10 protein-coding genes are annotated in these 11,656 nt (G+C 63.5%); 6 read left to right on the top strand and 4 right to left on the bottom strand.

Annotation, left to right across the window (positions count from 1 at the left end; translation table 11 throughout):
- The first annotated feature begins 37 nt into the window (after positions 1-37).
- Positions 38-1,057: a MoxR family ATPase gene (locus P0648_RS15445; protein WP_277504628.1), complete on the top strand. Its 1,020-nt coding sequence runs from the start codon at positions 38-40 to the stop codon at positions 1,055-1,057.
- Here P0648_RS15445 and P0648_RS15440 read toward each other — a convergent pair.
- Genes P0648_RS15440 through P0648_RS15430 form a run of 3 tightly spaced genes read right to left on the bottom strand, consistent with a single transcriptional unit; the run spans position 1,054 to position 3,814 of the window.
- Positions 1,054-1,938, bottom strand: coding sequence for a hypothetical protein (locus P0648_RS15440; RefSeq protein WP_277504627.1), 885 nt, complete (start codon positions 1,936-1,938; stop codon positions 1,054-1,056). The two genes, P0648_RS15445 and P0648_RS15440, sit on opposite strands and share 4 nt — an antisense overlap.
- The gene (locus P0648_RS15435) at positions 1,935-2,390 is read right to left on the bottom strand and encodes a hypothetical protein (protein WP_277504626.1); all 456 of its coding nucleotides are present in this window, start codon (positions 2,388-2,390) and stop codon (positions 1,935-1,937) included. Before P0648_RS15435 ends, P0648_RS15440 begins: the two co-directional genes overlap by 4 nt.
- Positions 2,387-3,814 carry a DUF58 domain-containing protein gene (locus tag P0648_RS15430; protein ID WP_277504625.1) on the bottom strand — a complete coding sequence of 476 codons (1,428 nt, stop codon included), beginning with the start codon at positions 3,812-3,814 and terminating at the stop codon, positions 2,387-2,389. The genes P0648_RS15435 and P0648_RS15430 overlap by 4 nt, the downstream gene beginning before the upstream one ends.
- A 187-nt stretch (positions 3,815-4,001) precedes the next feature.
- On the opposite strand from P0648_RS15430, the gene P0648_RS15425 reads away from it, so the two are divergent.
- Complete coding sequence (locus P0648_RS15425; protein WP_277504623.1) at positions 4,002-6,164, top strand: carboxypeptidase-like regulatory domain-containing protein; 2,163 nt, start codon at positions 4,002-4,004, stop codon at positions 6,162-6,164.
- On the opposite strand, the gene P0648_RS15420 is transcribed toward P0648_RS15425, so the two are convergent.
- Complete coding sequence (locus P0648_RS15420) at positions 6,165-7,151, bottom strand: NAD-dependent epimerase/dehydratase family protein (RefSeq protein WP_277504622.1); 987 nt, start codon at positions 7,149-7,151, stop codon at positions 6,165-6,167. It lies immediately after the preceding gene.
- A gap of 257 nt (positions 7,152-7,408) precedes the next feature.
- Between P0648_RS15420 and P0648_RS15415 the strand changes: the two genes are divergently transcribed.
- From P0648_RS15415 to P0648_RS15400, 4 genes are all read left to right on the top strand, one after another.
- Entirely contained in the window at positions 7,409-8,710 is a 1,302-nt protein-coding gene (locus P0648_RS15415) for a spondin domain-containing protein (protein WP_277504621.1), read from the top strand.
- Between the two features lie 229 nt (positions 8,711-8,939).
- Complete coding sequence (locus P0648_RS15410) at positions 8,940-9,083, top strand: hypothetical protein (RefSeq protein ID WP_277504619.1); 144 nt, start codon at positions 8,940-8,942, stop codon at positions 9,081-9,083.
- A gap of 106 nt (positions 9,084-9,189) precedes the next feature.
- Positions 9,190-10,332 carry a GNAT family N-acetyltransferase gene (locus P0648_RS15405; RefSeq protein WP_277504617.1) on the top strand — a complete coding sequence of 381 codons (1,143 nt, stop codon included), beginning with the start codon at positions 9,190-9,192 and terminating at the stop codon, positions 10,330-10,332.
- A gap of 95 nt (positions 10,333-10,427) precedes the next feature.
- Entirely contained in the window at positions 10,428-11,570 is a 1,143-nt protein-coding gene (locus P0648_RS15400) for a GNAT family N-acetyltransferase (protein ID WP_277504615.1), read from the top strand.
- Positions 11,571-11,656: the final 86 nt, after the last annotated feature.

Raw genomic sequence — 11,656 nt, 5'->3', positions numbered from 1 at the left:
GTATCTTTTTCACCTCCCGTCCCGTCTAGCAGGGACAATGACAGAACCGGCGGAGATTTTCGACGCGCTCCGCGAGGAGGTGGGGACCGTCCTCATCGGCAACGAGGAGGTCGTCGAAGCACTCACCATCTCGTTGCTGACGGGGGGACACGTACTGCTCGAAGGGGTGCCGGGGGTGGCGAAAACGACCATCGCGAAACTGTTCGCGGGCGCGCTCGGCCTCGACGTGACCCGGATACAGATGACGCCTGACCTGCTGCCCGCGGACATCACCGGGACGCAAATCTATCGCGAGTCAATCGAGGACTTCGAACTGAAATACGGCCCCATCTTCGCGAACGTCGTCCTGGCCGACGAAATCAACCGCGCCCCGCCGAAGACCCAGAGCGCCCTGCTCGAAGCGATGGAAGAGGAGACGGTGACCATCGGCGGCGAGACCTGCCCTCTGCCCGACCCGTTCATGGTCATCGCGACGCAGAACCCCATCGAGGTGGCCGGAACCTACCGGCTCCCAGAGGCCCAGCGCGACCGCTTCCAGTTCAAACTGACCGTCGAGTTGCCGGCCGAACAGGCCGAACTCGAACTGCTCGACCGCTTCGACGTCGCCCCGGACCTCGGTCCTGCCCGGGTTACGCCTGTCGTCAGCCTCAACGACCTGCTCACCGCCCGACAGGCTGTGGTGGACGTGTACGTAGACGAATCGGTCAAACGCTACATTCGAAACGTGGTCGCCGGGACGCGGACCGACCCGAACGTCGAATACGGCGGGTCGCCGCGGGCGACGCTCGCGTTCCTCAACACCTCGAAAGCCCGCGCCACGCTCCACGGGCGCGACTACGTTATCCCCGACGACGTGAAGGCACTCGCCCGCCCGATTCTCGCTCATCGCCTCGTCCTCAACACCGACGCGGAGTTGAACGACGTCTCTGCTGAGATGGTCGTCGAAACCGTCCTCGATACCATCACGCCACCGGGCGGGCCTGCGGACGGCACCGAGGCCGAAACCGAGGACATTTCGACCAACGGTGGCGACACCGATACCGACGCCACCGACTAAGTTTCGGCGTCCTCACCTGGCTCCCAGCGACAGGTGACGAGATAATCGACGCGCCGCCCGCCGGCAGGCGTGGTTTCGACGACGACCGGCCGGTTCAACTTGACCGCGAACCCCGTCCCGATGAACGAGGCGACCGGGTGGTCGAAGCGGTCTACTGGGCCGTAGACGCTTCCCTTGACGCCGATGGTGATGCGTCCGGCCTCCACGTCCTGGTCCGGGGTCGCCCGCGAGACGAGCTCGAAGTCGTTTTCGAGCGTCTCACAGAACTGCTCTGCCAGCCCAGCGGGGGTATCGGTCGCCCCGCGGCGAACCGTCGCCTCGTACTCGCGAAACAGCGCCGCGCCGGTCGGGTAGAGCGCGAGGCCCCGTTCTGCCTCCGTGGCCGTGGCGACGATAGCTGATTCCAGTGCCTGTGGCGGTGGAACTTCGTAGTCAGGATGCAGCGGGACGAACAGCCTGACGCCCGCGAAGGGGGCCGTCGCGTCTGGAACTGGGACGTACACGGTCGTATCTTGCAGCCCGAGGTCAGCCACGAGCGTAGCTCCGGACACGCCGAACGCCGCGTAGACGCGCTCGCCGACCGAAGCGGGGATGAACTGCTCCGGGGTGAGGAAGTACGTCAACACGGCGGCGAACAGGCCGATGCCCGCGAGGGCGAACAACACCTGCTGAGATTCGGGATACAGCACACCGGTTGCGGCGGCCACCGCGCCGATGAGGAGGAGCCAGAGCGCCTCTCGCCGATGGCTCGCCTGTCGCGCCCGAACGTACTCGGCCCGGAGGCGGCGGTTGTCGTGTTCGAGTAGTTCGACCTGCGCGAGGAGGTCCTCGTATTCGCGGTCTTCATCTGCTGCGACTTCAGGCGACGTGCGTTCGCTCATCGTTCCTCCGCGAGCGCTCGTATCACGAATTCGTATCTGACGAGAACGTACGAGAACACGATTACGCTGGCCGCCGCCAGAATCGTCGCCGGTCGAATCCCGTCGAACCACTGGTACAGCGAGAGCGTGAGGCTGCCGAGAGCGAGCAGTGCGATGCCCGCCGTAATCGCGGTTCGAAGCCGCCGTCCCGGGCGGGAAACCGACATACCGACGGCGAGGAGAATCCCTGCTTCGAGCGCGACCAGCGTATTCACGTCGAGCGGTTGAACCAGCACGCCGAACACCACCTGCGCCCCCGCGAAGGCGAACAGTGGCGACCCGACGTACCAGAGGACGACCAGCGCGATGCCCGAGAGGGCACCGAGCGGGCCAAACCAGTAGACGAGTCCCGCCGCGAACAGGGCGAAAGCGACCACGCCCACGAACGGCCGGTCGTCGCGCAGGAGTCTCATGCTCGCCCCCGCGCTCGAGACTGCGCTCTCACCCGGCGCATGAGCGAATCGACGCTCTCCTCGGGAGCGACTTCGATTGCGGTGACGCCGTCGATGCGTTCGAGTCGCCCGCGAAACGTTTCGAACTGGCGGTAGCGGTCGTAGGCTTGCTCGACGTTGGCGAGTGCGCTAGGGTCGAACAGCACGGAAGGCGTGAGGAACACGAAGACGCGACTCTGGCCCGTTCTGGCGAGTTTCACGGCGTCCAGCACGTCGCTCCTGCTCGAATCGTCGGTGAAGATGACGGTGTCACAGTTGACGTAGTTGCGGACGTTCGCCCGGACTGTTCGAAATAACGGGTCCTCGTGTTCGACGCCCGTTCCGACCTGCGCGGCGAAGAAGGGGCGCAACGCCTCCCCGAACCGGGTGGTGTCGGACTGCAAATTGTCGTGGGTGCGTCGGCGGTCGCCGATGGTCGGTCGGACGCGCCTCGCCGCTCGCGTTCCACCCGGCTGGTCGGGCGTGTCGAGTCGCTCGTAGAGGTAGGCGGCGATGGTGTCGTAGGCACTGCGCCCCGTCGTCGGCTGGAACCGCTTGGAGACGCCGTCGTCGCCGACCGCGAAGAAACCGAGTGGTTCGCCAACCGCCCGGGCGTTCGAGACGAGGGTCAACGCGCCCTGTCTCGCGTAGTCGAGTTTTGTCCGTCCGGGTCGGCCCTGTCGCATTGGCTCGCGGTGGTCGAAGACGATGACCGTCATCCGGTCGGTCTCCCCCTCTAATTCACGGACGAACAGCTGCCTGAGCCGGGCAGAGGCGTTCCACTCGATGCGGTGGAACGCGTCGCCCTCCTGGTACTCTCTGATGCGCCCGAGTTCGATACCCCGTCCCCACCGGTAGGTGAGGTTCTCGCCGTGGTCGATGAGCGGGTCGGTCAGTCGCGTCCCAACGTAGGGCGTGATTCGGACCGTCGGCCGCGGTCCGAGCGACACGCGCGTCGTGAACAGGCCCGCTGGTTCCGTGATGGAGACGGTGGCGGCTCCAAACTCATAGGTGCCGGCGACGGGGAACGTGACGACGTGCGTGGCGGTGGTTCGTCGTTCGCCGACGACGATTTCGGCCGCGGCGGTTTCTGCCCTCGTCGTCACGGTTATGGGCGGATTCGCCGCGACGGTGAGCGAATATGGCGTCTCGAACGGAAGGCTCGCTTCGAGTTCGAGTATCACGGGCGTCTTCGTCGATGCCTGTGTCCGGTCGATCGTCTGTGTGACTTCCAGGTCTGCGACGATGTGCTTTACCTCGCGGACGAAGAGATACTGGCGAGCGAGTAACCACGAGGCGATGGCGACCGCACCGAGGAGGTACACCGGTTGCTCGACGAGGAGCGCCCCGGTCGCGAGGACGACCGAGAGGGCTGTCGCTGCCCAGAACCGGCGGGTCACATCCATTGGGCAGAGAGACGATGCCTGCCATGTTTAATGTGCTGGTGGTGTCACGAAGTGGACCACTTCGCGAAACCGACCGCCGAAACCCCGATTTTCGAGAGAGCTATCAGCACTCGTGACTGTCCTGACCTGTTCATTGACGTAACTATCAACAGAATATCTTTTACCCTGCGAAACGGATTGTCTTGATGTGCGACGAGGGTCGGGGGGAGCGCTCGTATTCGCTGTCTTCCTGGTGTTGAGCCTCGTGGCCGTGGGTTTCCAGCCGACGGTCGCGTCGGGCCAACGCGAGGTAGACACATCACTTTTCGAGAATACAGCCGCCACGCAGGAAGCGCCGAACAACACCACCGACCCAGAAAACGTCTCTGATATTCGACATCAGAACCCGTATCGGGTGAGCGAACTGTCCGACATTAGCGGCCTCGAACGGCGATTGGAGATTCAACTTGCCCTCTATCTCACCGAAAGTACGGCCCAGTTGACCCGCGAGGAGTACGCACAGGCGTCGCGTATCCTCGGCCCAACGTTCGACAACACCCTCGACAAGTACGTCTCGGTCGCCCGACACAACCAGAACTCGGACGTGAACGAAACGGCTTCCTCCTTCCGAGAGACGCGTGACACCCAACGCGAATTCGCCAGCGCCGTCACCGAGTATCAGGAGACCTACGACACCTACGTGACGGCGAAAACCGGCGGCGACGAAGGTCGGGCGCGACTCATCGCCCGCGACCTCGCGACGCTCGAACAGCGGGTCAACGAGACGAGCAGTGACCTCCTCTCCGACTACGACGGCCTCTCGAATTCGAGTATCGCGAACGTCACCGTTCCCACCGCGAACGTCGAAAACGTGACGACGGTCATCGCCGAGCGCCAGCAGTCCATCAACCTAGACGAGTTCGAGGAGACGACGCTGAGCGCGACGCTCGCGACCCAGAACACCTCGTTTCTCGACCCACTCAGCGTCAGCGGCCAGGTAACCAACGCGAACGGAACCGCCATCGCAAACGAGACGGTGGCACTCACTGCCGGCGACGAGGAGGTGCTGGTCCAGACCGACGAGGACGGTCGGTTCACGATTACACACCGGCCAACCACGCTCGGCGTGGGTACGTCCACTATCGACGTTCGTTACCTGCCCGACCCCTCGTCCGTATATCTCGGGTCGAACCAGACGCTGGCGGTAGGCGTCTCGCAGGTCACGCCGACCGTCCAGTTGACGGGGGCGACGAACGGGTCGAGCCTCGGCCAACAGGTGACGGCGACCGGTCGCGTCGCCGTAGACCAGTACAACGTGTCGAACCTCCCGGTGGTGTTGACCATCGGTGGCACGCGCATCGGAACGACCCAGACGGACGCGAACGGCTCGTTTTCGTTCTCGACGGCGCTTCCAGTGGGTGTCCCGGCCGGTGACCAGGAACTCGTCGTCGGATTCCTCTTCGAAGACCGTGCGCTCGCGAAAGCGCAAGCGAGCTCCATGATTTCTATCGCCCGCACGCCCTCGGAACTCACGATTCAGGGCAATCAGGAGACACAGGATGCGGTTCGACTCACCGGTACGCTCACCACGGGTGCCGGCACTCCGGTGGACGACCAGCCGATTCTCATCCTCGTAGACGGCGCAGTCGTGAGTTCCGCCCGGACCGGGAGCGACGGCGAGTACGTCGCCCTCGTCGAACTGGCGGCGGTCCGAACGGCCCCGAACCAGTCGCAGATTACGTTCGTCGCCGAGTACGACGCGACGCGGACGAACCTCGAACCGGCGCGGGCCGAAACCGTGGCGGTGTACGAATCGACGGGTGGGAATCTCGGGCCGCTCGTGCCGGTCGAACGAACCTCGATGCAACCGTGGTTCGAATTCGTGAGTCTGGTCGCCACCGTCCTCGTCTGGCGGGTCGCCCGCTGGAATCCACTCGTCGTGTCCTGGGTCGAGACGGTCAGAACCGGCGACGCACTCGCTAACGGCAGCGGGGAATCGGACGCCGAGACAACATTCTCACCACTCGACGTCGCGGCCAAAGAGCAGTCGCTGCTCTCGACGCTCCAGCAGTACGTTCGCGAGAACCAGACCGACCTCGCCGTCGTCCTTGCCTATACCGACCTCCGCACGCGACTCGCAGACGTCGTGTCCGTGCCACAGAACCTGACCCACTGGGAGTTCGTCGTGGCCTGTGAACGACGGGGCATGTCGGCTCCCCAGTTGCGCGAGTTGCGCCGGATTACGCTACTCTACGAGCGGTCCGTGTTCGACGACCGCGAACTTTCGACCGCCGACGCGGCCAGTGCGCTCGACGCCTTCGACCGCTTCGACGGCGGGTTCGACCTCGCGACGCCGACCGTCGAGGCCTGATTACGAGGCGAGCACGAGCGGTTCGTACCACTCGCGGTTCTCCTTGTACCAGTCGATAAACCGAGCCACGCCCTCGCGTATCGTGGTCGTGGACTCGTAGCCAATCAGGTCGTGCGCCTTCTGGACGTTCGCGTGGGTGTGCTCTGCGTCGGCCTCGTTTCGCTCGCCGAACTGGAGTTCGAGGTCCGGGGCGAGCTGGTCGCGCACCGCGATGGCGAGCGTCTTGATGTCGATGTTGTCCGTCGAACCGATGTTCAGGATGTCGCCGTCTGCGGCGTTCGTCGAGAGGAGCGCCTCGTTCGCGGCGAGGATGTCGTCGATGTAGGTGAAATCGCGCGTCTGACTGCCGTCGCCGAAGATGACGGGCGGCTTGTCGTTGAGACACCGCGAGACGAAGTTCGAGATGGCCATGTTCGGGCGCATTCGAGGCCCGTAGACGGTGAAGTAGCGAAGCGACACCGTCGGCAGGCCGTACACCTCGTTGTAGACGCGGGCGTACTGCTCCCCGGCGAGTTTCGAGACGCCGTAGGGGCTCACGGGCGTCGTGGGGTGTTCCTCGTCGTACGGCAGATACTCGGGTTTACCGTAGACGGAAGACGAACTGGCGAGGACCACTCGCGAGACGTCCGCCTCTCGTGCGGCGTCGAGGACGTTCAGCGTCCCGGTGACGTTGATGCTGTTCGGTTTTTTCGGGTTCTCGACGCTCGTCCGGACGCCAGCCTGTGCGGCCTGGTGATAGACGTAGTCTGCGTCCGCGACGAGGTCGGTGACGAGGGCTTCGTCGCGCACGTCACCCTCCACGAGTTCGTACGAACCGCCACTCTCCGCTGCGGCGTCGCGTCCCCCCTGCACGTTGTGTTCCTTGATGCGAACGTCGTAGTAGGGGTCGAAGTTGTCGAGGACGACCACGTCGTGGCCGGTGCCTGCGAACCGTTCTGCGAGATGACCACCGATGAAACCGGCCCCACCTGTCACGAGAATTTGCATTACCGCTATCCTCTCTAGCCAGCCTCTTAAAATGAATCGGCTTCCTACCAGTATGCAGATAACTCGCTCTTTGTCGGTCGAATTTTCGTTCGTCTCTGTGGCTGACCGGTCTGGAAGAATGGGTATCGGTCGGGAAGTGTCGCTCACGAATGACTGTTCATTGTAGCAATTCCTGAACTTAATTTAATTACTTCTGGTATAACCAAACCAGTTCCAGCGTAAGTTCACCCACCCTCCGTAGGGGAGAGGTGAACCGCATGTCAACACCACCAGACAGCCAACTGACAGCCGAACCAGCCGACGCGGATGAGGTACCATTCGGCCTGACTCGACGGCGCGCACTCGGTATCGGCGGCGTCGCGCTCGGGGGCATCGCCCTCGGCGGGAGCTCCGCCTTCGCGCAAGAAGACGACGACGAGACGCCAGACGACGGTGAAACACCGGACGACGGCGAGACACCCGACGACGACACCAACGGAGACGGTGACGACGGCGAGACGGAGATGCGGACCTACCGCGTCACCGTGGCCAACCTCACGCGCGGTCAGCCGTTTACGCCGCCCGCAGTGGCGGCCCACACCGCCGCAGTAGAGGTGTTCGCCGTCGGAGAGAAGGCCAACGAGGCAACGCAGGAACTCGCGGAGAACGGCAATCTCCAGCCACTGCTCGACCTCGTCGCTTCGACCGACGAAATCAAGGGAGCAGCGGTCGGTGAGTCACCGCTCGTTCCGAAGGGCGACCCCGGAAACACGGACCTGCCGTACTACACGTCGCTCGAACTGACGGCCGATTCGTCGGCCGAGTTCCTCACGTTCGTCAGCATGCTCGTCGCCACGAACGACGGCATCGTCGGACTCGACACCGTTCGACTCCCGACTGAGGTCAACGAGTCGATAACCTACTACGCGAACGGCTACGACGTCGGCACCGAACAGAACACCGAGCGCTTTACGGACATGGTCTCGCCGGCGCGGACGCTCATCCTCGGCGGGACGCCCGTCGGCACCGACCAATCTGATCCGGACCTCGCAGAGGACGACGTCATCAGACCGCACCGTGGCATCACGGGCGACGGTGACATGAACCCGGACACATACGACTGGGACGAACCGGCCGCACTGGTCCACGTCGAACGCATCGAATCGGAACCCGAACCGGAGCCAGAACCGACCACGTTCAGTGCGACGCTCTCGGGTGACGAGGAAGTCCCGCCCGTGGAGACGGACGCCTCCGGCGAGGCGACGTTCGAACTGGATTCGGCGGGCGAAACGCTAAGCTACAGCGTCTCGGTCGATACCATCGAAAACGTCGTTGCGGCACACATCCACTGCGCGGTCGCTGGCGAAAACGGTCCCGTCGGCGTCACGCTCTACAGTGGCGACCCGGTCTCGGAATCCGGCGTCCTCGCCGAGGGTGACATCACCGCACCCGACGAAGACAACGAGTGTGGCTGGGAATCCGTGGCGGACGTGGTCGCGGCAATCGAGGCCGGCGAGGCCTACGTCAACGTCCACACGCAGGCGAACCCGAGCGGCGAGATCCGCGGTCAAGTCTCGTAATCGACCCGCACGGATTTTTCAGTCTTTCCGGACCCGGTCGTACACGGTGTGCCCACAGCGAGAGCACTGCCGCGGTGCCTTCCGGTACTCCTTGCCACAGTTCGCACATTCCCAGTTCGCCCCAAGCAGCTTCGTGAGAATACCCATCGGCTGAGTGTACGGAGAGAGCGGTTATGTCGGTACCGGCGACAACAGCTTTTTGTCGCCTCATGTTTTAGGCTTACCTAAAATGCGACTCAAACGCCTCTTCGAAACGCTTCGGCCGAAACATCGGCGCTCAGACCTCTGTGTCGCCATGTACTGTTCTACCTTCGGGACCGACCCGTCGACGGCCAAGCGGGACGAGCAAGCGGGGTCTAACCACGTCCAGTAGGGTGGTTTCGGCGATTTATTCCCTCGCAAACATACGGTCTAATAACCTATCAATAAAATATTAGTAACTCTATTATTAACTTTCAATCTGCACAACTGTTCTGCGTATGTCAGTACAAACGGAAGTACAAGCCACAGAAACGGTCAGTGGCGAGTACATCATCCGGTGGTACGAAGACCGAGACCGGGCCGCATTTATCGACCTGTACGAACTCGCCTTCAGCGAGTGCAGTCCCGAATGGTTCTCGTGGAAATACGAACAGAATCCGTATACAGACCGGGTTCCAATCGTCGTCGCCGAGCGCGACGGCGAAGTCGGGGCGGTTCGCCCGTTCATCCCGCTCCCGCTCCAACTCGGTGAGCGCACGGTCTCGACGGTCCAACTCGTCGACCTCGTCGTCCACCCCGACCACCGCCGTCAGGGGCTGATGCAGACGCTTTCGCGATGGCTCAAGACCACCTGCTGGGACGAGTTCGCTTCGACGTTCACCTACGCGACGTCCGCGGCGAGAGACGGGATTCTCAAGATGCAGACCGAACGCTGGACCGACCACGACCTCGGTCAGTTCGTGAAATACGAGCGCGTCAACGACGTCTCCGCGTTCGTCGGCGAGGACCACTCGCTCTCGCTGCGTCTCGGCGCGGCGGCCGCGAACCCGGCCTACCGCCTGAAACACCTGCTGTACGACCGCCTCGCGCGGGGCGACCCGACGATTTCGGTCACGCGCCACGAATCAGTGCCCGTCTCACTTCTTTCGAGTCTCTACCGACTCTCCGTCCCCGAGCAGGCCCACATCCGACGCGACGACGAGTTCTACGCCTGGCGATTCGCCGAGCCGGGTCGCGAGTTCGTCACCTACGTCGCCCAGCGCGACGCCCTTCCCGTCGCGGCCATCGTCGTCGGCGTCGATCGAATCGCGGGCGGTCCCTCGACCGCCTACCTCATGGAGGTGCTCCCGCTCACCGGTGGCGAGGACCGTGCCGGAGCGTTCTCGTCGCTCCTCGCACACATCGTGGCGGATTTCGCCGACGTGGACCATCTCTGTGCGACCGGCGGCCAGATTCCGCCCGCTGTCCTCGCGGCCCACGGGTTCATTTGCACCGACTCCTTCCCGCTCTCGAAACTCGTCTCACCCGCGTACCTGCTCATCTGTCCACTCGGCGTCGCCGAGGCCGACCCAGACATCGAAACGCCGCTTACGAGTACGGACGGGTGGGACGCGTCGTTCTCGGTGCGCTTGCTCGGCTAACCGCCCGCGAACGACCCGTACAACGGCTTTTTCCCGCGCTTACCGCCCGTTAGGGAATTCATTCTTAACCCGGTTCGTGGCAAATCTCTGGGCATATGGCAGTTCACGAGGAGCGAGTAACGACCGACCACCCGGAGGGAGGGTACACCGTCCGCTGGTACGAAGCTGGTGACGAAGACGCCTTCGTCGACCTCTACGGCCTGGCGTTCAGTGGATGCACCCCGGAGTGGTTCGACTGGAAGTACAAACAGAACCCGTACGCGAACCACGTTCCGGTCATCGTTGCGGAAAAAGACGGCGACATCGGCGGGTTCCGGCCAGTGTTGCCGCTTCCGATTCGGGTCGGCGACGAGACGGTCATGTCGATTCAGTTGGTGGACCTGATGGTTCACCCCGACCACCGCCGCCAGGGGCTGATGACGAAGATGTACGACTGGATGAAAGCCGAGTGCTACGACGACTACGCGGTCACGTTCACCTACGCGAACGAACCCTCCCGGCGAGGGATGCTGAAGATGAACGACGACCATGTGACATACCACGACCTCGGCCCGTTCGTGAAGTACGAGCGCCTCCAGAACCTACGGGCGTTCACCTCGCCCGACCAGTCTGTGGCCTTCCGTCTCGCCTCGCGCGTCGCGAGTCCACTTTACCGCGTGAAAAACGGCATCCAAGACCGCCTCAAACTCACTGACAAGAAGATCACGGTCACGCGCCACGAGACGGTGCGCCCCGACATCTTAGTCGAGGTGTACGAGTCGGTGAAAACTGACCGCCCGCACCTGAAACGCGACGAGGCGCTCTACGAGTGGCGCTTCGACGAGCCAGACGTGGACTTCGTGATGTACTCCGCGAGCAGAGACGGTGTCCGCGAGGCTGCCATCGTCGTCGGGGTTCACACGTCCCCAGAGGGCCTCACGAGTGCCCACCTTACCGAGGTGCTCCCGCTCGCGGGCGGCGACGCACTCGGTGCGACGTACTCGTGTCTCCTCGGACGCATCGTCGCCGACTTTGCGGATGTCGACATCATTTCCGCATCCGCGGGTGCCATCCCGCACCAGGTGCTCGCCGCGTACGGGTTCCTGCGTTCTGACTCGTTCCCGCTCTCGCGGTTCACCGACCGCTCGTGGTTCCTCGTTGGCCTGCTCGGCGCTCCCGAGGCGGACCCGGAAATCGCCGACGCGCTCATCGCCGAGACCGGCTGGGACATGACCTTCTGTGAACGACTGCTCGGCTGATCTGCCAGTTTCGCTCCTCGACACTGTTTTCTGCCGCTGTGGGGTCCGCATAACGCTGTATTCTCGGCTGGTGTCGGCCGGTAGTC

It is taken from the genome of Haladaptatus sp. DYSN1, from assembly GCF_029489995.1.
Lineage (GTDB): Archaea > Halobacteriota > Halobacteria > Halobacteriales > Halococcaceae > QDMS2.
Note: the sequence above shows the minus strand (reverse complement) of the source record. Positions and strands in the feature narration are given on the sequence as shown.